This is a genomic window from Lysinibacillus sp. NPDC094403, assembly GCF_050278745.1.
In the GTDB taxonomy this organism is placed as follows: Bacteria; Bacillota; Bacilli; order Bacillales_A; family Planococcaceae; genus Lysinibacillus.
This window is the reverse complement of the sequence record NZ_JBNNTL010000014.1, coordinates 48341-70764: the sequence shown is the minus strand read 5'-3', so window position 1 is coordinate 70764 and position 22424 is coordinate 48341. Positions and strand designations below refer to the sequence as shown.

Annotated in this window: 24 protein-coding genes; 21 read left to right on the top strand and 3 right to left on the bottom strand. The window is 36.3% G+C overall.

All coding sequences use genetic code 11. The features are described from left to right. Positions 1–90: 90 nt before the first annotated feature. Positions 91–897 carry a pyrroline-5-carboxylate reductase gene (proC, locus tag ACQKMV_RS18125; protein WP_427505613.1) on the bottom strand — a complete coding sequence of 269 codons (807 nt, stop codon included), beginning with the start codon at positions 895–897 and terminating at the stop codon, positions 91–93. 643 nt (positions 898–1540) lie between these two features. Between proC and ACQKMV_RS18120 the strand changes: the two genes are divergently transcribed. The 12 genes from ACQKMV_RS18120 to ACQKMV_RS18065 all read left to right on the top strand — a co-directional run bounded on the left by ACQKMV_RS18120 (position 1541) and on the right by ACQKMV_RS18065 (position 14823). Further along, entirely contained in the window at positions 1541–2488 is a 948-nt protein-coding gene (locus ACQKMV_RS18120; RefSeq protein WP_427505612.1) for an MBL fold metallo-hydrolase, read from the top strand. 8 nt (positions 2489–2496) lie between these two features. Continuing rightward, a complete protein-coding gene (locus ACQKMV_RS18115; RefSeq protein ID WP_427505610.1) occupies positions 2497–3252 on the top strand; it encodes an SDR family NAD(P)-dependent oxidoreductase in 756 nt (251 codons plus the stop codon). Positions 3253–3440: 188 nt separating this feature from the next. After that, the gene (locus ACQKMV_RS18110) at positions 3441–4640 is read left to right on the top strand and encodes a hypothetical protein (protein ID WP_427505608.1); all 1200 of its coding nucleotides are present in this window, start codon (positions 3441–3443) and stop codon (positions 4638–4640) included. 425 nt (positions 4641–5065) lie between these two features. After that, entirely contained in the window at positions 5066–6256 is a 1191-nt protein-coding gene (locus ACQKMV_RS18105) for an argininosuccinate synthase (protein WP_427505606.1), read from the top strand. A gap of 86 nt (positions 6257–6342) precedes the next feature. Further along, positions 6343–7716: an argininosuccinate lyase gene (gene argH, locus ACQKMV_RS18100; RefSeq protein ID WP_427505605.1), complete on the top strand. Its 1374-nt coding sequence runs from the start codon at positions 6343–6345 to the stop codon at positions 7714–7716. 499 nt (positions 7717–8215) lie between these two features. Further along, the gene (locus ACQKMV_RS18095; protein WP_400906307.1) at positions 8216–8593 is read left to right on the top strand and encodes a carboxymuconolactone decarboxylase family protein; all 378 of its coding nucleotides are present in this window, start codon (positions 8216–8218) and stop codon (positions 8591–8593) included. Positions 8594–9083: 490 nt separating this feature from the next. Then, complete coding sequence (locus ACQKMV_RS18090) at positions 9084–9461, top strand: GntR family transcriptional regulator (RefSeq protein ID WP_427505604.1); 378 nt, start codon at positions 9084–9086, stop codon at positions 9459–9461. 7 nt (positions 9462–9468) lie between these two features. Next, the gene (locus ACQKMV_RS18085) at positions 9469–10548 is read left to right on the top strand and encodes a DUF1648 domain-containing protein (RefSeq protein WP_427505603.1); all 1080 of its coding nucleotides are present in this window, start codon (positions 9469–9471) and stop codon (positions 10546–10548) included. Positions 10549–10561: 13 nt separating this feature from the next. Continuing rightward, on the top strand, positions 10562–11860 hold the full coding sequence (locus ACQKMV_RS18080; RefSeq protein WP_427505601.1) for an alpha/beta hydrolase: 1299 nt from the start codon (positions 10562–10564) through the stop codon (positions 11858–11860). A 5-nt stretch (positions 11861–11865) separates the two neighbouring features. Continuing rightward, entirely contained in the window at positions 11866–12180 is a 315-nt protein-coding gene (locus ACQKMV_RS18075; protein WP_427505599.1) for a DUF3784 domain-containing protein, read from the top strand. Between the two features lie 601 nt (positions 12181–12781). Further along, complete coding sequence (locus ACQKMV_RS18070; protein ID WP_427505681.1) at positions 12782–13630, top strand: MerR family transcriptional regulator; 849 nt, start codon at positions 12782–12784, stop codon at positions 13628–13630. Between the two features lie 89 nt (positions 13631–13719). Then, positions 13720–14823, top strand: coding sequence for a C45 family autoproteolytic acyltransferase/hydolase (locus ACQKMV_RS18065; RefSeq protein ID WP_427505598.1), 1104 nt, complete (start codon positions 13720–13722; stop codon positions 14821–14823). A gap of 228 nt (positions 14824–15051) precedes the next feature. Here ACQKMV_RS18065 and ACQKMV_RS18060 read toward each other — a convergent pair whose 3' ends face one another. Next, complete coding sequence (locus tag ACQKMV_RS18060; RefSeq protein WP_427505596.1) at positions 15052–15639, bottom strand: hypothetical protein; 588 nt, start codon at positions 15637–15639, stop codon at positions 15052–15054. Positions 15640–15882: 243 nt separating this feature from the next. Between ACQKMV_RS18060 and ACQKMV_RS18055 the strand changes: the two genes are divergently transcribed. The 6 genes from ACQKMV_RS18055 to ACQKMV_RS18030 are packed head-to-tail and all read left to right on the top strand — an operon-like array spanning position 15883 to position 18779. Beyond that, a complete protein-coding gene (locus ACQKMV_RS18055; RefSeq protein ID WP_427505595.1) occupies positions 15883–16605 on the top strand; it encodes an ATP-binding cassette domain-containing protein in 723 nt (240 codons plus the stop codon). After that, positions 16602–17360: an ABC transporter permease gene (locus ACQKMV_RS18050; protein WP_427505594.1), complete on the top strand. Its 759-nt coding sequence runs from the start codon at positions 16602–16604 to the stop codon at positions 17358–17360. Before ACQKMV_RS18055 ends, ACQKMV_RS18050 begins: the two co-directional genes overlap by 4 nt. After that, positions 17361–17747, top strand: coding sequence for a group-specific protein (locus ACQKMV_RS18045; RefSeq protein ID WP_427505592.1), 387 nt, complete (start codon positions 17361–17363; stop codon positions 17745–17747). 10 nt (positions 17748–17757) lie between these two features. Continuing rightward, the gene (locus ACQKMV_RS18040) at positions 17758–18261 is read left to right on the top strand and encodes an RNA polymerase sigma factor (RefSeq protein ID WP_427505680.1); all 504 of its coding nucleotides are present in this window, start codon (positions 17758–17760) and stop codon (positions 18259–18261) included. After that, positions 18254–18502 carry a hypothetical protein gene (locus ACQKMV_RS18035; RefSeq protein ID WP_427505591.1) on the top strand — a complete coding sequence of 83 codons (249 nt, stop codon included), beginning with the start codon at positions 18254–18256 and terminating at the stop codon, positions 18500–18502. Before ACQKMV_RS18040 ends, ACQKMV_RS18035 begins: the two co-directional genes overlap by 8 nt. Positions 18503–18548: 46 nt before the next feature. Continuing rightward, a complete protein-coding gene (locus ACQKMV_RS18030) occupies positions 18549–18779 on the top strand; it encodes a hypothetical protein (RefSeq protein WP_427505589.1) in 231 nt (76 codons plus the stop codon). A 98-nt stretch (positions 18780–18877) separates the two neighbouring features. Here the strand turns inward: ACQKMV_RS18030 and ACQKMV_RS18025 are convergent, their stop codons facing one another. Further along, positions 18878–20584 (bottom strand): methyl-accepting chemotaxis protein, encoded by a 1707-nt coding sequence (locus tag ACQKMV_RS18025; protein ID WP_427505588.1) that lies wholly within the window; start codon positions 20582–20584, stop codon positions 18878–18880. A gap of 181 nt (positions 20585–20765) precedes the next feature. On the opposite strand from ACQKMV_RS18025, the gene ACQKMV_RS18020 reads away from it, so the two are divergent. From ACQKMV_RS18020 to ACQKMV_RS18010, 3 genes are all read left to right on the top strand, one after another. Continuing rightward, positions 20766–21140 (top strand): DNA polymerase beta superfamily protein, encoded by a 375-nt coding sequence (locus tag ACQKMV_RS18020; protein WP_427505586.1) that lies wholly within the window; start codon positions 20766–20768, stop codon positions 21138–21140. A 105-nt stretch (positions 21141–21245) separates the two neighbouring features. Continuing rightward, positions 21246–21398, top strand: a complete 153-nt coding sequence (locus tag ACQKMV_RS18015; RefSeq protein WP_427505584.1) for a YpzG family protein — start codon at positions 21246–21248, stop codon at positions 21396–21398. Positions 21399–21539: 141 nt separating this feature from the next. Beyond that, complete coding sequence (locus tag ACQKMV_RS18010) at positions 21540–22418, top strand: YwqG family protein (protein ID WP_427505583.1); 879 nt, start codon at positions 21540–21542, stop codon at positions 22416–22418. Positions 22419–22424: the final 6 nt, after the last annotated feature.

Genomic DNA, 22424 nt, shown 5'->3' with positions numbered 1-22424 from the left:
ATTGCCCGTAAAAGCCTGATTCGTTCAACTAATAAATCAGTGGGATGAAGAAAGCCCTACTGATTAAAGTTTTACTTTATTTTGCACACATTATTTACTATTTGCAAGTGAACGAGATCGAGCTTCAGCTTCTTTAATACATGCTTCAATGGCTTCATTAAATTGATATTGTTCTAGAGCCTTAATGCCAGCTTCTGTTGTACCGCCTGGACTTGTTACTTTATGACGCAATACATCAGGTTCATCGACGGATTGCTTCAGCATTTCCGCAGTGCCAGCAAGTGTTTGCGTCATTAATAGTCGTACTGTATCCTTCGAGAGACCCACCTTCGTACCAACTCGTTCAAATGCTTCCATTAAATAATAAATATAAGCTGGGCCACTCCCTGAGAGAGCTGTTACAGCATGTAATTGATCTTCATCTACCTCGATAACTGAACCAACGGCCTCTAAAAGCTGTAAGAAAATGGAGCGTTGTTCGGCTGTCACTTTATCATTAAAGGCAATCCCACTTGCAGACATCCCAATAGTGGCAGAAGTGTTAGGCATAACGCGTGCGACTGGACGAGCACCTAAATGTTCTGTAATAGTAGTAATGGCAATACCAGCTAAAATAGAAAGAACAGCTGATTGCTCTGTAATTTTAGGCTTTAACTCACGCATCGCTGCAATGGCATCCTTAGGCTTAATCGCTAAAATAATTAAATCAGCCTGCTGATAAATATCATGGCTAAAATTGCAATTCACACCATATGTGTCGTGTAAAAAGTGTAAACGTTCTTTGTCTGAGCGATTGGTGACGTAAATTTCTTGTGCTGTAAATACCTTTTGTTTAATCCAACCCTGAATCAATGCCTCTGCCATAGAGCCTGCACCAATAAATAGTATTTTTTTCATGATTAAAACCTCCAGTTCTTAAAATCAATTTCGCCTTGGCGTAATTGCGTCCGGATTTTGAATTGTGCTAGCACAATTCATTCCTTTGAAAATTCGTGACATCCGCCGGAGGCTTTATCTTCATTCAGCTGTCGCTGCGCTTTCGGTCAAAAGACATTTGTAGCTGCCGCTTCGCTTTCGCACAGAAAAGATCTGCCGCTGTCGCTTCGTTTTCGCTACCAAAACATCTGTTGCTTTCGCTTCGCTTTCGCTACCAAAAGATCTGCTGAATGAAGATAAAAAAGCGTTTTCGTCCTTATATAGAAGGACGAAAACGCTATTGTTTCCGCGGTACCACCTTTGTTTGCCAATTGGCACAACTCACAGCCCTTTTATCGCAAGGGAAACGGTTATGTTTTCATAACTGCTCAGAAGTAGGTTCGGTAATGGGAGCGGGTGATGTTACTTTCAGCAAATGTAACACTCTCTAATACACCTTCACCAAATACGTACTTGGCTTCATCAACGCACAAAAATAATTTGATTATTCAAAATTATATTGATAATACGTCAACCTGTCAACAGGAGGGTGACGAAAGGAAGAAAAACTTGTAAAATAGAATGAATCGATATTCACTAGTTGCATTAAAGGGGGAAACAGCTTTTGTCTATATACAAAATAGAAATACCAACACCCTATGAAGTAGGAGATGTAAATGCATTTGTTGTAAAAGGCGATGCATTGACAATTTTTGATGTTGGTCCAAAAACAATGGAAGCCTATGATGCGCTAAAATGGGGTATTCGAGCAGCTGGCTTTGACATGCGAGATATTGAACAGGTTGTGTTAACCCACCATCATCCAGATCATGCAGGCTGGGTAGATGCCTTTCCACATGCAGAAATTTTAGGGCATGCCTATAATGATAAATGGCTTCGTCATGACGAGGATTTTTTACGTTATCACGAGCAATTTTACAGTGAGCGCTTGTTTGAACACGGTGTTCCTCAACAATATATCCAACCAAGTGTACATGTACGTCGTGAAATAGAGCTTGTAGGTGAACGACCATTAACACAAATACTTTATGATGGTGATGAAGTGCCTGGACATCCTGGATTAAAGGCTATTGAAACATTAGGACACGCACAAAGCCATTTAATCTACTGGGATGAAAAAACTCATCAAGTAATAGGTGGAGATTTATTGCTTGAAAAAATAACGCCGAACCCATTAATTGAGCCACCACTAGACCGTACATTAGGACGTACTAAATCGTTACTACAATATAATGAATCACTTGAAACTTTGCGTCGATTACCCGTAAAAAAGATGTATACAGGACATGGCGCTGAACTAGAAAATATTCCTGATTTAATTGATAAACGACTAGAACGCCAGCATCAGCAATCTTTGAAGGTTTGTGAAATATTTGGTGACGAATCATTAACCACTGTACAAGTAACGAAGCGCTTTTACCCAGCAATTTTTCAGCGTCAATTTGGTCTGACACTATCCAAAACGCTTGGCCATATAGATTACTTAGAAGCTAACAATTATATTACATCGACGAAAACGGAAGAAGGTATCTATTTATTCTCAAGGAAGTAGGTTTAAACATGGACATGAATAAAAAGACTATCTTCGTGACAGGTGCTACAAGTGGCGTTGGACTGAAAATTACAGAATTATTAGTAGCACAGGGTCATAAGGTTTATGCAACAGGACGCAATACAGTGGCATTGAAAGCATTAGAACGCTTAGGCGCTAACGTTATCCAAGCAGATTTAACTGATTTAGCTACGATAGATGAAGTATGTGCACAGCTACCGCCTCTTGATGTTGCTATTTTATCTGCCGGGGTAGGTAAATTTGGCATTGCACCTGACTTATCAGATGAAGCTATTAGACAAATGGTAGAGCTAAATGTCAGTGTACCGATGTATTTAGCAAAACGTCTCACAGCACCTATGATACAACGTCAGCAAGGTCAGCTAATCTTCATCGGCTCACAGGCAGGAAAGGTAGCGACACCTAAGGCTAGTGTATATGCTGCTACAAAGCATGCGATTGTCGGCTTTACAAATGGGCTTCGCATGGAACTGGCTCCGTATAATGTTAAAGTCACTGCGATACATCCAGGTCCAATTGATACACCATTTTTAGATAAGGCGAGTGATGAAAGTGGTTATCGCGAGTCTTTAGGAAGATTTTTATTAACAGCTGAAGAAGTGGCACAAGCTACTGTAAAAACAATTGAGCGCCCTGTACGAGAGGTTAATTTACCAAGGGTCATGGGGTTAACAAGCAAGCTGTATGCAATGGCACCTGCAACCGTAGAATTTTTAGGTAAATCATTTTTCAATAAAAAATAGGGATTAAACTGTAAACATACCAAGTTGAGTGTGTTTACAGTTTTTTTATGGTTCATCATCAAAAATTGTAGATAGCATTTGTTCAAACATAAGTCCAGGATAGTTGCATAAGCCCCTTTTGAAAAAGGATATTTTTCATCGCAAAGAGAATTTAAATATAAAGAATTTTTATATGGAGGATGAAAAGAATGAATAAATATCTTAATCAAATTTCCCAAGACTTAGTAAATGCAAATTTGAATAACTATTGGTCAGGTTTTGAATCGGTTGCTTACGCATTATATGATAAGAATTATGTTTATCTTTTCAACCATCCTAGAATGAAAAAAAATCAACAAAATAATTATCAAATTTTAAATTGGGATGAACAATTTATGGGGTGTACACTTATTCTTTATAATGATTATCCAACAGCAATTGTAAATATCGAATTGTATGAGGATTACGAAAGTGTATATTCTATTCTTGTACACGAATTATTCCACGGTTTTCAATATGTTAAAGGCGAAACACGGTTTGCGAATGAAGTTCTGGGAATCACATATCCGTTATCAAAAGAAAATGTGGAATTACGAAATCAGGAAAGAGCAAACCTTTTTAGTGCGGTGTTAGAAAATAATATTCTTAAAAAGAAACTATATCTTAATACTTTCATTGCCCTAAGAGAAAAAAGAGCTGCTAAGTTTAATAATAATCTATTATACGAAAACTTAATTGAAACAATTGAAGGACCTGCGTGGTATGTTGAACTAAAGGCTTACTCAGAAAAAACCCCGATAGCTTACAAATCAGTTCTAGAAAAGTATGGACAACACCTTAAAGACAAATATGAATCTACTTCTGATATACGAAAGAGTTGTTATAGTTCAGGTTTGTTTATGTGTTTGTTACTAGATGAGTATTCACCAGGTTGGAAGGAAAGTTTTTGGGATAAAGAGGACACATTATACGATATATTTAAACAGCTTTCTGATGACTTTATAAACATAAGTAACGTAGAAATAAGTCCTGAAACAGAGGAAGTAATTAATTTTGCTATGCAAAATAGAAAAAATGTATTTGAAAACTTTGAACAACAAAAAGGTATTCATCTAATTATTGAAGGTGACATAACTGCTAAATCTTTTGACCCGATGAATGTCGTCTCATTTGAAAATAGGCTTTTACATAAGAACTATGTAAAAGTAAGAATTAACAATGAAGACTATCTTGTACAACAACCTGTTATTGCCTATTGTAAGGATGGACTTCAAAATATAATTAAATTACATCTGATATTAAAGAATAATCCCATTGAAAATGTCGATTCACTTAAAATTGATGGTATCGGAGTAATCAAGGGAAGATATGAGAAACAGGAAAATGTTTTGCATTTATATGTGAATTAGGATCATTTTTTCTTCAACTAATAACGATGCAGTATAGTTGAAGATTAAACTTTCAGAACAATATAAAACCGCTAGAGAAGAATTACACTCTCTAGCGGTTTCTTGTTTCTAAGTTAATTCAATTATTGAATATTATTAAGTATATTAACCCCTCGTTTTGCCGAAAACAATTTACTTTCCTAAAATTTATATAATATACATTCATATTGCGAGTGAAAATTCGTTTTTCCGAGTAAAAATATTCATAGTTTGTACGAGGGCTTAAAGTATTGAAGTAACTCACTTTTTACAATAAACATAAAAGTCTATAAATTTATAAAAATACACTTGTTTTTATTTTTATAACATGATACTATTCGTGTATAAACTTTTAAGTGGATGTATAAACATACATATCTTATAGATTAATTGGAGGCGCATTTTTTATGGCAAATAAAAAAGTAGTATTAGCATATTCAGGAGGTCTTGATACTTCTGTAGCAATTCCGTGGTTAAAAGAACAAGGTTGGGACGTTATCGCAGTTTGTCTTGACGTTGGTGAAGGTAAGGATCTTGAATTCGTAAAAAATAAAGCTCTTCAAGTAGGAGCAATTGAATCATATATGGTAGATGCGAAGGATGAATTTGCTGAAGAATATGCATTAATCTCATTACAAGCACATACTTGGTACGAGCAAAAATATCCTCTAGTATCGGCACTTTCTCGTCCATTAATTTCTAAAAAATTAGTGGAAATTGCAAACCAAGTAGGTGCGAACGCAGTAGCTCATGGTTGCACAGGTAAAGGTAATGACCAAGTTCGTTTCGAAGTTTCAATCAAAGCTTTAAATCCAGATTTAGAGGTATTAGCACCTGTACGTGAGTGGGGCTGGAGCCGTGATGAGGAAATCGAATATGCAATGAAACATGATGTTCCGATTCCTGCAACGTTAGATTCACCATTCTCTATCGACCAAAACTTATGGGGCCGTGCAAATGAAGCGGGCGTAATGGAAGATCCATGGGTATCACCACCAGAAGAAGCTTATGGTTTAACAGTTTCTGTGGAAAACGCTCCCGATGAAGCGGAATACGTCGAAATTGAATTTGTTGCTGGTAAGCCAGTATCGTTAAACGGTAAAGAAATGAAGCTTGCCGATTTAATCCAAGAATTAAATGCAGTAGCTGGCGCACACGGTGTTGGTCGTATCGATCACGTAGAAAACCGATTAGTTGGTATTAAATCTCGTGAAGTATATGAAATTCCAGGAGCAAAAGTGCTATTAACGGCTCATAAAGAGCTTGAAGACTTAACGCTTGTAAAAGAGTTAGCGCACTTCAAGCCAGTCATCGAGAAAAAATTATCTGAATTAATTTATGATGGTTTATGGTTCTCTCCATTACGAGTTGCACTTGAATCATTCCTTGCTGAATCACAAAAGTTTGTGAACGGAACTGTGCGCGTGAAGCTTTACAAAGGTCATGCAATTGTGGAAGGACGTAAATCTCCAAATTCACTTTATAGTGAAAAGCTAGCAACATATTCTAAAGAAGACCAATTCAACCATGCTTCAGCAGTAGGCTTCATCGAATTATGGGGTCTGCCAACAGTAGTTAACTCTTCAGTAAATAAATAATAATCTTTTGACAGCAGGGTGTAGTGTAGCATTAAACGCTGTACTGCACCTTTTAAAAAGAATTTTTAAGGAAAAGGTGAGCTGTTATGACAAAACTTTGGGGCGGACGTTTCCAAAAATCGGCAGAAGCATGGGTGGACGAGTTCGGCGCATCGATTGGCTTTGACCAACAGCTTGTTCTAGAAGACCTTGAAGGTAGCGTAGCGCATGTAACGATGCTTGGCGCAACAGGAATTTTACCAGCAGCTGACGTAGAGGCCATTCTCGGTGGCCTTGCACAATTACAAGAAAAAGCAATCGCAGGTGCGCTTGAATTTACAGTTGCCAATGAAGATATTCACTTGAATCTGGAAAAAATGCTCATTGATTTAATTGGTCCTGTAGGTGGTAAGCTTCACACAGGCCGTAGCCGAAATGACCAAGTAGCAACGGATATGCATATTTTCTTGAAAAAACGTGTGAAGGAAGCAATCGGTTTAATTGAGACATTCCAAAAGACCTTGCTAGAAAAAGCTGAGGAGCATGTAGAAACAATTGCTCCAGGCTATACACATTTACAACGTGCCCAACCAATCTCATTTGCGCATCACTTAATGGCCTATTTCTGGATGTTAGAACGTGATAAACAACGTTTTACGGAGTCGCTTAAACGTATCGATATTTTGCCTTTAGGTGCAGGTGCCATGGCGGGGACAACTTTCCCAATCGACCGCTTAAAATCCGCGGAGCTTTTAGGCTTCAGCGAAGTTTATGCAAACTCGATGGATGCAGTAAGTGACCGTGATTTTATCGTTGAATTTTTAAGCAATTCATCATTACTAATGGCGCATTTATCTCGTTTTGCAGAGGAAATTATTTTGTGGTCGACAGATGAATTCAAATTTATCGAATTAGATGATGCCTTCTCAACAGGTTCTTCTATTATGCCACAAAAGAAAAATCCTGATATGGCAGAGTTAATCCGTGGAAAAACGGGACGCGTTTACGGTAACTTAATGGGCTTATTAACCGTTCTTAAAGGAACACCATTAACGTACAACAAAGATATGCAGGAAGATAAAGAAGGTATGTTCGATACAGTCCATACCATTCTTGGTTCTCTAAAAATCTTTGAAGGTATGATTCGCACAATGACAGTCAACACAGAGCGTTTGCACCAGGCAGTACACTCTGACTTCTCCAATGCTACGGAGCTTGCTGATTATCTAGCAACAAAAGGTATGCCTTTCCGTGAAGCACATGAAGTGACAGGAAAACTTGTATTCACATGTATTCAAAAGGGCATCTATTTATTAGATTTACCGCTTGAAGATATGAAACAAGAAAGTGAGCTTATCGAAGCGGATATTTATGATGTATTAGCACCTGAAGCAGCTGTTCGTCGTCGTCATTCTTTAGGTGGAACAGGGTTTGATCAAGTAAAAATCCAAATCGAAAAGGCAAAAGCTTGTCTTGCTTAACTTCTTTCAGCGGGTGTCCAAACATCCGCTGAAATAGAGGAACTCAGTCTAAGAGCACCACGTCCTGTGGCAACGACTGAGTGACCAACTTCGTGTTGGCCTAAAGCCTCCGGCGGATGTCACGAATTCGGAAAGGAGTTCTTAGGGGATGTTAGCCTAAAATCATCGCATCCATGCGATAACGGCTAACTGACCTGCGTCGGTGCTGCTGCCGCTACGCTTTCGCGCAAAAAACATCTGCAGGCCTAAGCACAAAGCCGAATCCGGACGCAATTATGCCGGGGCATAATTGATCATTTGGCGTGCATGTCCTTGTGACTTTTGCATAGATATTCATTAAAGCTGTCCAGTGAGGCACTATGAAAACCATTTTCCTTTTTCGTTAGAGCTAGAGGGCGAAACGAAAAAGAGCCCCTTACATAGGTGAAGGACAATCCCCAATTCTGGAGACGCGGAATTGGGGTTTTTGTGTAAAGAAATAACAAAGGGAGGGATTTCAATGAATGAGCGTTTTTCAAAGGGGTACGAAACAATTAAACAGTATGTAACAAAGGAAGAAGCGGCGAGAATGCTTGAGGCAGATGCACTAGCTGACATCGCACCAGATTTACGCAAAATGATTATTGAATTTGCTTATGGGGATGTTTATTCACGACCAGGGCTAGATGCAAAAAGCCGTGCACTTGTTGTCATTACAGCAGTAGTAACTCAAGGTGCTGCCCCACAAACAAAAACACATATTAAACGAGGTCTACATGCAGGTTTGACACAGACAGAAATTGTGGAAGCATTATTACAATTAGTACCATACATTGGTTTTCCACGTGTCCAAAATGCTTTAACCATTGCGCAACAGGTTTTTAAAGAAGACGCCTAAAATAAAACTCTGCATTTTCGTGAAGTTTTATTCTTGAAGAAGCCACTGTTGTTAAAAATGCTCTTCACATGAATAAACATTTGTGAAAAGGTTCATATTAAGAGAGGAATCACTTATTAATCTAATGTGATGAGGAGGATGTAGAATGAGTAGTCAAACACCCAAAGACCAGGAATCTCAGGAAAGTCCGCCACAGTTGTATAGGGTGAGCTTCTAAAATCTTAAGGAATTGGTGAGGCAGAGGATTTTCTGTTTTGCTGTAGCTTAAGAAGAAGCAAAAACCGATACAGATCAGATCAAATAGAAATAAGTGTTCTTGGGATCCAGAATTTTTCTGGGTCCTTTTTTTATCTCGCATTAGTTCCTCTAAAAACCTCAGTGGGAAGGTAATTTCCTCTTTATATAGAATTTGACATTTTTAGAAAACTGTTTTACTCTAAGTATGACAGATTTCTGTTTGGTGATGAGCGATACAGATAGGAGGGATAAGATGCATATTCATTTAGATCCAAGCAGTGAATTACAGCTCTATAAACAGTTAGCGAATCAGTTAATTGAGTTAATTGCTAAGGGAAAGCTAAAAAATGGTGACACATTACCTTCAGTTCGTTCAATGGCTTCGGATTTGGGTATTAATGTAAGTACGGTAAGTAAGAGCTATCATGAACTTGAAGAAAAGGGGTTAATCGAATTAAAACCGAAAGCAAAGGCCATCATTATCGGTGGTCAAAAAAAAGAGCTGGAAGAGACGGACGTTGAAAAAGTAGAAAATGCATTAAAACCAATTATGGCAGAGGCCTTTGCACGTGGTCTCGAAAAAGATCAGATGACAAGTTTGTTTCATCGAATTTTAAAACAATGGAAGTAGGGGAAATATGCTTTTTATATTAAGCATTTTTATCTTTGTAGGGATACTGGAAATAGTAACACCCTATTTGACGAGAAAAACAACAGTGTTTGGCGTTTCAATTCCAGAGCCCTATGTGCAACATCAACAATTACAAATATTTAAAAAGCACTACAGCATGTTGGTAGGGAGTATAGCAGTTGCATTTCTTTTAGGCCAAGTTTTACTACTATTTACGTCCATTCAGGAAGAGAGTTTTGTTTTATTATCCTTTATCTTGCTATATGTCTTGCTTCTCATATCAGCTGGACTTTATATGTTTTATCATATAAAAACAAAAAAACTAAAAACACAAGAGAATTGGGAAGCACATGTAAAAACTGTCTATGTGATGGATTTATCTATACGAGAAAAAGATGAAGTACTCTCACCTACATTTTTTGTACTACCAATTATTATCACTTTAGCATTAATTACCTTTACCTATATGAATTACAATGCCATTCCGGATGTATTTGCAACCCATTGGAATGCTACAGGTGAGGTAGACGGCTGGACAGAAAAAACATGGCTATCAGTTATTGAAATGCCGCTTATTTTACTAGGTCTACAAATTAGCTTTTTCATCATGAGTAAAGGTATGAAAAGTGCAAAATTACAATTGAGTGCACAAGAGAAAGAAGCTTCCGCCAATAGAGAGCTTCAACAACGGAAATATGGTAGCTGGTACTTCGCTGCAATTAATTATAGTTTAACCATACTTTTTGTAGTTTCACATTACAAGACAGTGATATTAAAAGATCAAACAATTCCTTACTTTTTCCCGCTTTTTATCGGTTTTATTGTAGTCTCTTTAGGAGGGCTTACCCTCTTAATTTGGAAGTTAACTAAGAGTAATGAACGCTTTGACGATTTACATACAAACGAAACAGCTGCCACCGATGATCGATACTGGAAATGGGGTATTTTATACATCAATAAAAATGACCCTTCATTATTAGTACAAAAAAAATTCGGTGTTGGTTGGACCGTGAATCTGGCGAATAAATGGAGCTATATCATTTTATTCGTCATATTATTACCAATATTATTGACCATCTTTAAATAGAGGGAGAGATTTTATGAAGAAACTATTATTTTTATGTTGTGCACTCTTATTATTAGCAGCATGCACACAAAAGGAAGACAACACAAAGGGAAAAGAGACGAAAGGGGACAATAAAATGAATGAACAGCTAGTAGGTAAATGGGAAGGGAACATTGAGACACCAAACGGAGCACTTCCAATTATCGTTGATTTGCAGAAAGATAGCGGGAATTTATCAGTACCTGTACAAGGATTATCCAATTATCCATTTAAAAGCATTAAATACAATGGTGATCAAGTGAGTGTTTCGATCAACTTAAATGGCTCGGCTATTGAAATTAACGGAACATTAAAAGATGGGCAAATTGAAGCAACGTTTCAACAAAATGGTGGCAAACTTCCACTTGTCTTAAAACCATTCAAAGAACAACCAGAACAACCAGTTACGTATGAAACATTAAAGATTCCCGTTAAAGATGGTGAGTTAACAGTGGCTCTTCAAAAAGCTAGCAAGGAGCCATCTCCAGTTGCACTTATCATAGCAGGCTCTGGACCAACTGATAAGGATGGAAATTCAGCAATAGCTGGTAAAAATGACAGCTTAAAAATGATTGCGGAAGGATTAGCAAAAGACGGTATTGCTTCTGTCCGCTATGATAAACGTGGGCTTGGCGATAACAAGTCCCTTCTAACAAAGGAAGAGGATATTACGATTGACCAATACGTAAACGACGCAATACAAGTAATTAATACCCTCTTAGCCGATAAAGCTTATTCAAGCATTCATATTATTGGACATAGCGAAGGCTCACTGATCGGTTTGCTAGCAGCACAAAAAACAAAAGTAGAGTCCTTTGTTTCCATAGCAGGTGCTGGAAGACCAGCAGATGAAATTTTGTTAGAGCAATTAAAAGGTCAATTATCGCCAGAGCTTTTAAAGGAATCAACAGATGCTCTTGCATCCTTGAAAAAAGGCGAGCTAGTGAAGAACGTTTCTCCAGAGTTACAATCACTATTCCGTTCTTCTGTTCAACCGTATATGATTTCATGGTTAAAATATAACCCTGCAAGTGAGTTAGCAAAATTGAATAGCCGAGTTTTAATTCTTCAAGGAACAACTGATTTACAAGTAGTTGCAACGGATGCGGAAGCGTTAAAGAAAGGTAAACCAGATGCCAAGCTTGTATATATGGAAGGGATGAATCATGTATTAAAAAATGCTCCGGCAGATCGTACGAAGAATTTAGCAACTTATTCAGACCCATCATTACCACTTCAAAAAGAATTGCTACCAGCCATACAGCAGTTTATTAAGAATGAAAATAGAGACTAAGCATCATGGATGCCATTGTATGGTTTATCATTATGATTCCTTTCCTAATCTTTGCGATAGTTTTATCACAAGGCAAAGGTGCATTTTTAATAGCGGGCTACAATACGATGTCTGACAGTGAGAAAGAGAAATATAACGAAAAAGCACTCGCTAAATTTGTGGGCAAAGTGATGTACGGCTATTGTTTTTGTTTACTATTATGGGGACTGAACGACCTATTCAAAACGGAATGGCTATTTATCATTGGGCTCGTTCTCTTTATTGGCCTTACAATTTTCGTAGTTGTCTATGCTAATACACGTAATCGCTTTAAAAAGTAAGGTTCTATATAAGGTGAGTCGAGCGAAATAGGTAGACCCGCGGAAGCAAGGTAAATACTCGCGAAAGCAAGGTAAATACTCGCGGAAGCAAGGTAAATACCCACGAAGAGGGCGAATACCCGCGGAAGCGGGGTAAATACCTGCGGAAGCAGGGTAAATACCCGCGGAAGCAGGGCGAATACCCGCGGAAGCGAGGTAAATACCCGCGGAAGCAAGATAAATCTCGAGTGAAGAGGGCAATACCCACGGGAACAAGTTAATGCACATACGAAACAAATTAGTATATAACCAGAAGAAGTATGCTCAAATCAAAAAATGATGAGCATACTCTTTTGGTTTTTAGGTATCTTTTCACTTTATGTATTTGGGCAAGCTGTCGCTGATATTTGTCAATACGTTGATTAGAGCGAAATCAGATTGTTGAGACATAGAGCAACGCGATTAAACGGGCGCCTAAATCTACCTCACGTTATGGTGAAGCGCATTATATTGAAACAATTACTACAACTTTATCGTACAATAACTAAGATTTTAATTCATCGAAATGAAGGACTTAGCACGATGAAATCGAAATCAACTAAATTAAAAAGAAGGTGTTCTTATATATAGCATTGGAAAATTTTCGAGTCTGTGCAATGTTCCTATAAAAACCATTCGTTATTATAGTGACATTGGGTTACTCGAACCATCTTTTATAGATGAAGTGACCGGCTATCGTTATTTTGATTACGATAAAATGAAAGAACTGAATACGATTCAGGTACTAAAAAATTGTCATTTTTCATTAAAAGAGATTGAACAGATTATGAAAGGAAAAAATGATTGGCAAGATTTAGAGCTAAGATTACATAAAAAAGTTCTGGAATTAGAGCATCAACAAGAAATAATCGCTGAACAAATTCAAAATATTGTCCAAGTGAAAAATTCTATAAGGCACACTGAGACATTTAATCCAAAGCCAATATTATCAAGTTGTTACATAGAAGAACGCCCAAAAACACAGGTGCTCTCCATCCGTGAAAAGATACATATTATTGGAATGGATAAGCTAGTACAAAAATTATTTGAACGAATATATGCGTATCAATTTGAGATAGATGGTGAGCTTGTTGCAATTCTCCATCAACAGAACAGGAACCAAAATATCGCAGATGTTGAACTGCTGTTACCAGTAAAAGGAACTCAGCAGGGGGAGCACATTAAAGTAATATCAGAAGGCAAGTATGCTTGTATAGATGTAAAAGGACCGTACTCAGAGTTACATTTTGGCTATAGTCGCTTGAAGGGATGGCTTACTGAGCAATCCCTTCAGGTAGAAGGGGCGTTTATGGAGCAATACATAAAGGGGTTAATCCCAACTGAAGTTATAAATCCAATTTATATTAAACCAAATATGGAGCTACATCCTAATGATTTTTTGACGAAAGTGTTTGTGAAAGTAAGAAACTAGCTAAACTCTCCAGTAGATGGAGACTTTATTCTGTATTTAGCAAGGTAAGAAAAATCTCTTGCTACTAATATATAGAATGGGGTATATCGATGAAAACAAATACAGGACAGTTTGCATTTCTTAAAGGTAGTTCGTACGAGATTGGGCAACAACAAGCGCGAGAATATCAAAAAAACCCTTTTGCGAAGTCGCTATTCTTTACGGAAAATTTAACTTCTGACAACTCTTATTTTGAAATGAAAGCACATATTGAGCAGTATTGCCCAGGGTTAAATAAAGAATTAGAAGGCTTTGCGGAAGGCTTTGGCTATGAGCCCGAACAATTAAATTATTATCAAAATGCGTGGTTAATTCCTGGGGGATGTAGTTTAGGGGCTATATTACCTGGAAAAATGTCGGATGGTAAAACATATGTTTTAAGAAATTATGATCTATCACCTGATATTTCAGATATGCGTTTATGTACTACTCGTGTTGAAGGGAAATATACTCATACAGGGTTTTCTGTTTCCACATTCGGTCGAAGTGAAGGCTTAAATGAGAAGGGGCTATGTGTTGCATATGCATCTTGTGGTATGCCCATTGGCAAATATCCTGGTATGAGACCACCAGTAGTACCTGGGTTACAGTTTATGGTTATTGTTAGAGCCCTATTAGAAAATTGTAAAAATGTAGAAGAAGCAATTTATATGATTAACAATATGCCAGTAGGAACGAATATGAATTTGCTTATTGCTGATGCAAATGGCGACGCGGCTTTGATTGGAACATATGACGGAATAAAAGAAGTTAAACGTGCAGAACTTGATTATCTTATTGCAACTAACCACGGACTATTTTCCGCAATACAAGAAATGGAGCCTGGCAAGCTCGAGCATTCTCAATTAAGATATGATATTTTAGAGGCGAAATTTAAGGAAAGTGGAAAAAGATCTATTGATGAAATCCAAGAACTTCTTTTAACAGAGTTCCCTAAAGGATTATCCGTCCATAATTACAAAGAAGGCTTTGGAACAGTACATTCAATTTTATTTAACCTTACTGATTTACAAATGGAATTTTCATTTGGCTCACCATTACAAAATCAGGTAAACAAAATAGACGTTGGCGATGATTTTGCAAAAACACAAATACCCGTTAAATGTACTAATAAAAGCTATGGGACGGAATTTTGGAAAATAATAGAATATTAAACAACAAAAAGACCTTTCCTTGGTGAGAGGTCTTTTTGTATGTACAAACAATCATACTGCGTCCGATAGTGAGAAGAGAAAGAAATACACATTGACGCTCGGTGTTGACATTTACACTAAAGCGAAAAATCTCGATAATCTTTACTTATCATCACTATTAACTTTATGGATCGAATATTTTGAGGGATGGACGAGCTATTTAGTGGTTTCATTCGTAGTCAATTCTCTTTAACTTAATTCGTTCGTTACTACTTGGATAAATTCATCTCGATATTGTGATTCAAAAATAGTAACCCCTTTCTCTTTGGAAAGTTGTTGTAACTTTTGAATCTTTGCTTCATCTTGCTCCATAAATGCCTTTTCTACATATTGTAAATCTTGCAAGATATGATGTATAAATGTATCCCCTTCTCTTTTGATATCTATAGCAATAAAGTCAAAAGATAAAAATGTTTTAGCTGGGATAATAATTTTATCAAACAAATAGTTTAAAGCTTTAAAAGGGACGTAAGGGATACCTTTCTTATATTCATATTTCTCAATAATAGGTAAAACCTCATCAATAAATCTTTGTATTTTTTCAATATTACAAAGCTTGGTATCTTCTAAATCATTCTTCTCAATAATTTGTTGTATTTTATCATATTGATTTTGTTCTAACAGTTTCTTCATATGAAGGAGCTCTTCTTTGAATTTGGATCGTTCTTTTTTACTTAATTGTCGATGATCAATAACAGCGTATTCGATTAGCTCCCAGCCTATCTCTGGACCAAAATGTGGTCCTAAAAAATACTTAAGTTCTTCAAAATCGCTCACTTCAGTAACTCCCTTAATTAGTTTTCTATTAATCGTGAAGTAAAAACAATAAAAAATCAGGCCTAACCACTCATTTTGTTAGAATCCCATTATTTTTACTTAATTACCAATAATTATTTATTTTACATAAAAAATCATTTTATAGGAACATATAATTTTATTTCATTTTTTTAAAAATAAAATGAACCTTTTGCAATCCCCGTTTGTATAGTCAGTGAACATATAAAAAAGGGAGGGTTTATTTTGGAGCTTATTGTGAAGGATATTGTGAAAAAATATAATGGTGTGAACGTTTTGGATGGTGTGTCGGCCACATTTGAAATGGGGTATTGTTATTTATTATTAGGTCAGAATGGAGCGGGTAAATCTACTTTATCAAAATGTATAGCTGGAGATGTAAAACCGGATGGTGGTTCTATTCTATTCAATGATTCTTCCCAACATGTGCAAGAGCAAGTAGCGCTACAATACCAATTTTTTTCGAGTTATCAGCATCTGAAAATTCGTGAAGTGATGGCTCTTTTTACAACATTAACGAACAATCAGGTTGATTTGGGAGAGCTATATGAAATTTTAGGGTTACCAACTTATGACCACATCTTGTTGAAAAATGCGTCAGGCGGTCAACGAAAAGCGGTATCCATCTTCCTTTCTTTTTTATTAAATAAACCGATAATCATTTTAGATGAGCCATTTGCTGATTTAGATTTAACAAAGAAGAAGCAATTGATGTTTTACTTACAGCAAGCAATTCGTCAACGTAACAAAATGATCATTATTATTAGTCATGAGGTGGCGGGGTTAGAACCATTATTTGATTATGTAGTGATTTTAAAAGAAGGGAAGCTCATTGAAAATAGCACACAGGATGAGCTCTATAGAAAATACACAGACGCGAAATTACCAGGAATCGAAGGTCTTTACTATGAAGTGACAGGACAAATTTTAGGAGGAAGAGTGGGATGACTAAACAAATTGCAAAAATGTATATGTTAGAAAGTTTACGTAATCCAGGAATGGCTATTGGAAACTTACTACCGGCCTTTATGTTTATGATTACTTCAGTGATTTGTAAAAATTTTATTACAGGAGATGCTACCAATTTTATCGATATTATGATTAAAGGTCAGTTTCTTCCACTCTCTATTATAATGTTAATTTTCTCCTTTGCTTTTTCTAGTGCCACAATTTATTTGGCAGATATGAAGGTTAATAAAACCTTCCAATGGATACAGCGAACAGGCGTGAAGCCACACACTTACTATATTGGGATGGGAATAGGCGTCTTTACATTATTAAATGTATTTTTAGTGTTATTACTCATTGGCTATTCCTTCATCATTGATATTTCACTTTCATCTTATTTTATGATTATTTTGATTAGTAATTTTGTTTTACTGGCATTATATCCATTGAGTTTTATATTGGCAGGTCTATTTAAAAATGAAAAAGTGGCACAAAGTATGCTAACGCCGATTATGTTACTATTTATGTTTTCAATACAGATGACATCGTTGTTTTTAACGCTTGCAGAGAAAAACCCTCAAGATTATTTTATTTTCTTAATCTGGAATCCAATGCTTTATTTATTTGATAGTTTGCAAATGTACTTGAATTTATTTGACGAAACATGGCTTCCGCAATATCAATATTGTATAATTTTAGCAGTTATTAGCTTGGTGTTAGCGGTTATTGCCAAAAAAGTATTTAGAATGAGGTAGGTGATTCCTTTGCCAATTGGATTTATTTGGTCATTGGTTGTTAGTGGGATAATGATGATAATAATATTAACGCTTATGATTCCTATGGATAGAAAATATATAGTTCGTGAACATGGAAAAATTAATTATAAAAAAACAACGATTTATTTGCGTTGGAATGTATTTGATACGTTAACACTTTTTTTATCGGTTTATACAATTTTCTGTGTGCAGGCGTTAATCATATTACTTTTTTGTGGAAAAACAATTGAAAATTCTTATGTGCAGTTCTTTACAAATCAATCACAAGTTTGGATCATTATTGTAGTAATTTATTTGGTACTACGTATTTCCGTGACATTAAAGTCCATTAAGGCTCATTGGGGAGATGAGCTAGATGATGAGTAATGAAGAGTGGATGGAGGCCTATAAAAACGGTGATGTCGAGGGCTTTGAACAGCTCTATAGTCGTTTGTATGAGCCATTGTACTGCTTTTTATTTCGCTATACTCGAGAAGATCAGCTAAGCATTGATATTGTGCAAGATACCTTTGAGCGTTTACAATATATAAAAGAAGATTTTGACCACCAAAAGGGAACGGTTAAGGCGTTTTTATTTCAAATCGCGTATCGCTTAATGATTAATAAATTGAATCGGCGTAAAAAATGGCGCACGCTGTTCCCGTTTTTAGTACCGACGTCAAGCCATCGAATGTCTACTGACGAGAAATTAACGATACAAGAAGCGATACTTCAATTACCCGAAAAGCAACGAGCGGTTATTTTGCTTGTTTACTATCATGATTTGCCACAGGAGGAAATTGCACAAATTTTGTCTATACCACTTGGTACAGTTAAATCAAGGCTACATAATGCGATAAGGACTTTAAAGGAAGAGCTAAAGGAGGATTTCGATGCTTAAGAATGAATTTCAAAAGGAGCAATGGTTAAAAGACAGCTTAGATCACGATAAAGTGGAGATTCCTAAGCAGTTAATGACGTTCAAGAAAAGTCGCTGGCAACGTTTTCTTCAATATTTAGCATCACCAACGAAGGATCCATTAGAGCCAATATGTACATCTTCTGTCGGCTACACATCTTTAAAAGTAGTGCCTATTGTTGCGGCTGTATTTATTACAATTCTCCAAATTTTATTGCAATAAATTTATTAACTCTCACTACCACAATCATTCGGTTGTGGTATTTTTAATGAATAAATTACTAATTATCGGCTCAGCACCAAAAGTGGTGGGAGATATTTTTTTAAATATATACCCTGTATATTTGTTGAACAGAGTGGAGGAAAAGAGGCTGGGATATAAGTATATTTTCAAAGCAAATTTAAAATTTTCACATCAGAATGCGCGAGAAATTAATTTTAGAAAAATTGATTTTTTGAAGCTTCTAACCAAATTAAAAGATCAGTGGGGGTATAAGTAGAAGAAGCGGTTTCGATCTAAAGTGATCTAGCCGCTTCTTTTTTATATGAATGATGATGTTGTTATTCCTTGGAAAATGTGTAAAGTCATATTTAAATGTTAAACTCGGAATTGAGCTGCCATGTCTCTTAACTCTTCTGCCAAGTTTGCGAGTGTATATGCAGATGATGAAATTTCTTCCATTGATGCCGTTTGTTCTTCAGTCGTTGCAGAAATATTATTTGTGCCGGCTGTAGTAGATTTAGTTATGGAGTGGATGGTATTCATACTACCAACAATTTCTTCAGTTCCTGCGGCCATTTGCTCAACTGCTGCAGATACTGTTTCTACCTGCATCGTAACATTTTGAATGGCACCTTGAATTGAAGCGAAAGTTGAACGTGTATTTTCTGTTGTTTTAATCCCTTCATTAACTCCCGCTGTTACTAATTTCATTGATTCAACAGCCTTTTGAGTATCTTTCTGTGTCTCTGAAATCAACACTTCAATTTGGTTAGAAGAAACAGCAGATTGTTCTGCTAATTTCCTAACCTCATCTGCAACGACGGCAAAGCCCTTTCCATGGTCGCCAGCACGTGCAGCTTCAATTGCGGCGTTCAGGGCAAGGAGATTTGTTTGTTCAGCAATTGCTGTAATCGAATCAATAATTTGACCAATGTCATTAGAACGTTTTCCTAACACATCGACAACTTCTGATAAGCCATTTACTCTTTCTGTAATGTCCATCATTTGTTGATTCATTTGATTCGCGGCATCTATACCATTTATTACTAGAGATAAAGAATCACCTGAAAGTTCGGTTACAGCTTGAGCATTTCCAGCTATTTGTTGCACACCTGTTGAAAGCTCATTGACAGTATTGACGGTGCTAGAGACATTGTTTAGTTGCTCTACTGATCCATAAGCGATAGTTTCCATCGTACTTGCAATCATCTCTGTTGCTCTTGTAGTTTCTGCTGCATTAGCATTCAATTCTTCAGATGCTGAGGCTACATGATTGGCGGTTTCATTGACTTTTGTTACCGTATTACGAATATTATTAATCATCGAATTAAATGATTGAGTTAATTGACCAATTTCATCTTTGGATGAATAGGTACCTTGCACAGTCAAATCACCATCGCCTGCTTTTAACATAGTAGCCTGCAACTCTTTCACCGGATTTACAATTAAACGTGCAATCCATGTTGCTAATGTAATAAAGAAAATAATGGCTAAAACAGAAAGGATGGCAGAAATAAGCATAGTAGTAGATTGATTTTGTTCGTTTATTTTATTCAGCTGATCGGCATCATCATCACATAGAGCTATAAGTTTGTCTGTATCAGTTTCCACCTTCTTGATAAGATTGTCTGAAGCTTTAGTGTATGCAGAATAGGCTTCCTCGTTTTGGTTCTTGTTAGCCAAATTAATGATATTTGTCATAGTACTAAAATAACCATCGAGATTGGATTTAAGAGATTCTAATAGTTCTTTTTCATCTTCTTTTCCAGTGTAAGAGTCTTCGAATTTTATGAGTAAGTCTCTAATACTTTCACCACTTTTTGAGATGTTTGTCTGTAGTTCGGTATTACGATTAGCATCCGTAGTAATCATGAGCTCTAAAATGTAAGAATCTATATCACTAAAGTTAGATCCAAGTTGACTGATATATTGAATTGGCAAAAGTGACTCGTCATACATTTCACTGGATTTTTTTGCCATATCATTAATGTAATAAAAACCATCAAATGAAATAATCAGCAAAAAAGCAACAGCGGACGTAATGAGTGTTAGAATTTTTTTTCTGATTGATAAGTTTTTCAAAATATTTCCTCCGTTAGCTCAACTATCTCAAAAGTACTAGACGGCAGTGGTATATACTAATAACTTTGGGTATATTGAGTAATTTAGATTTTGTAATATTATACTACACCGAAGTGTTTAATCAGAGAAGAGAGAAATATGAAATTTTTTACTGCATAAAGAGTCCTTTTATACTGGTTCTGTGGTAGTAAATCAAAAAGTTCTACGCTCAAAGTTTGCAGTCGTACCTACAAATCAGTCGTTAAAAGCTACTTTCTATGTCTTAAGACCAGTTTTAGCATGTAAATGGATAGAGAAAAACATTACGGTTCCACCAATTGATTTTCAGGAATTGTTAAATGAAATAATTTTTGATGACCCTTTAAAAACGGAAATCCAGCAGCTTTTGCAGAGAAAAATGGCTGGTGAAGAACTAAATATGGAGCCACGAATTGAAATAATAAATGAGTATTTAGAGAATGAAATAAAGCATATTGAGGCATACTGTAAAAATCTTCATGTTAAAGTGGATGATTCTACACAAAAATTAGACGCGTTATTTAGAAGTACATTGTAAGAAGTGTGGGGACAAGGGTGATAGAAAACTGAATAATTTTTAATTGTAAGGTCATACTAAAAAAGGTTTCACTTATGAAATCTATATTGATAAGGAGGATGGCAAATGAGTAAGTTTGAACAGTTAGACCCAAAATCTCAAAAAATCCACCGCAACTGGTCAAGGATTAAGCGTTCAAAATCTCAAGTAAATGGTGAAACGGAGATTACTCTCCATAACCGTATCTTGAGAAGTGAAGCAAAAGCCCGACAGTTTTAATCATGCTAGAAAAGTAAGTGTCATCAAGCCCAGAACATATTCTGGGTTTTTCTTTTGTTTATTGTTAATTTGAGGTATTTTTGTTTTTGTTTTGATAAAATGGATATATGAAAAAAACGAGATTTTAGGAGGGGAAAGTAAATGAGCAACGTAGAAAAACTAAATAAGGGATTAAAGGAATTTGGATTAGAGAATAGAGCGGAGGAATTATTAACTCTCGCAAAGGAATCCATTCGAATGATGGTGAATCAAATACCTGAAGAAAAAATTCAGATTGGCAGCTCAAAAATTGGTGGCTGTCCGGATGTACCATCAGATTTTTCATGGCCCTATACAAACGACAATAGACCGTTGTATTTTCTTTGCCAACTAAATCTAAGAGAAACCAAAACTTACGATACAAACAACTTATTACCCACGGATGGTGTGCTTTCCTTTTTTTATGATGCTGTCGAGCAACCTTGGGGATACGACCCGAAAGATCGTGATGGCTTTAAAGTTTTCTATTTCTCTCAAGAGACTAGTAGCCTGAATAGAATGGAAATTCCCGCATTATTACACGAGCATGGCAACATCGATAGCGCAGCGTTACATTTTGAAAATGAATTGACACTTCCATCATGGGATTCGCCATACTCGATGTTTTTACAAGAAATTTTAAATGAAGAAGAGGCTGATAGCTATAGAGATTTTGAATACGAGTGGATAGAGGTAGATGATTTGTCTAGGGCTACTCATCGCATAGACGGTTATCCAGATGCGATTCAAGGCGACATGTATTTGGAATGTCAACTGGTGACAAATGGCTTATATTGTGGCGACTCAACAGGTTATAGCGATCCTTTACGAAAGGAATTAGAGGTAGGAGCGACTGATTGGCGATTATTACTCCAAATTGATTCGGAAGATGATCTAGGGTTTATGTGGGGTGATAGTGGTAGATTGTACTTCTGGATTCGTGAGGAAGATTGTAAAAATAAACAATTTGATAAAGCGTGGGTTGTTTTACAATGCTTTTAAAAGAGG

Excerpts from the sequence above, each read along its gene's own strand:
- ACQKMV_RS18010 (WP_427505583.1), top strand. The coding sequence starts at position 21,540 with ATGAGCAACGTAGAAAAACTAAATAAGGGATTAAAGGAATTTGGATTA.
- ACQKMV_RS18015 (WP_427505584.1), top strand. The coding sequence starts at position 21,246 with ATGAGTAAGTTTGAACAGTTAGACCCAAAATCTCAAAAAATCCACCGC.
- ACQKMV_RS18050 (WP_427505594.1), top strand. The coding sequence starts at position 16,602 with ATGACTAAACAAATTGCAAAAATGTATATGTTAGAAAGTTTACGTAAT.
- ACQKMV_RS18085 (WP_427505603.1), top strand. The coding sequence starts at position 9,469 with ATGCTTTTTATATTAAGCATTTTTATCTTTGTAGGGATACTGGAAATA.
- ACQKMV_RS18040 (WP_427505680.1), top strand. The coding sequence starts at position 17,758 with ATGGAGGCCTATAAAAACGGTGATGTCGAGGGCTTTGAACAGCTCTAT.
- ACQKMV_RS18030 (WP_427505589.1), top strand. The coding sequence starts at position 18,549 with ATGAATAAATTACTAATTATCGGCTCAGCACCAAAAGTGGTGGGAGAT.
- ACQKMV_RS18110 (WP_427505608.1), top strand. The coding sequence starts at position 3,441 with ATGAATAAATATCTTAATCAAATTTCCCAAGACTTAGTAAATGCAAAT.
- ACQKMV_RS18115 (WP_427505610.1), top strand. The coding sequence starts at position 2,497 with ATGGACATGAATAAAAAGACTATCTTCGTGACAGGTGCTACAAGTGGC.
- proC (WP_427505613.1), bottom strand. The coding sequence starts at position 897 with ATGAAAAAAATACTATTTATTGGTGCAGGCTCTATGGCAGAGGCATTG.
- ACQKMV_RS18080 (WP_427505601.1), top strand. The coding sequence starts at position 10,562 with ATGAAGAAACTATTATTTTTATGTTGTGCACTCTTATTATTAGCAGCA.
- argH (WP_427505605.1), top strand. The coding sequence starts at position 6,343 with ATGACAAAACTTTGGGGCGGACGTTTCCAAAAATCGGCAGAAGCATGG.
- ACQKMV_RS18035 (WP_427505591.1), top strand. The coding sequence starts at position 18,254 with ATGCTTAAGAATGAATTTCAAAAGGAGCAATGGTTAAAAGACAGCTTA.
- ACQKMV_RS18095 (WP_400906307.1), top strand. The coding sequence starts at position 8,216 with ATGAATGAGCGTTTTTCAAAGGGGTACGAAACAATTAAACAGTATGTA.
- ACQKMV_RS18090 (WP_427505604.1), top strand. The coding sequence starts at position 9,084 with ATGCATATTCATTTAGATCCAAGCAGTGAATTACAGCTCTATAAACAG.
- ACQKMV_RS18105 (WP_427505606.1), top strand. The coding sequence starts at position 5,066 with ATGGCAAATAAAAAAGTAGTATTAGCATATTCAGGAGGTCTTGATACT.
- ACQKMV_RS18065 (WP_427505598.1), top strand. The coding sequence starts at position 13,720 with ATGAAAACAAATACAGGACAGTTTGCATTTCTTAAAGGTAGTTCGTAC.
- ACQKMV_RS18075 (WP_427505599.1), top strand. The coding sequence starts at position 11,866 with ATGGATGCCATTGTATGGTTTATCATTATGATTCCTTTCCTAATCTTT.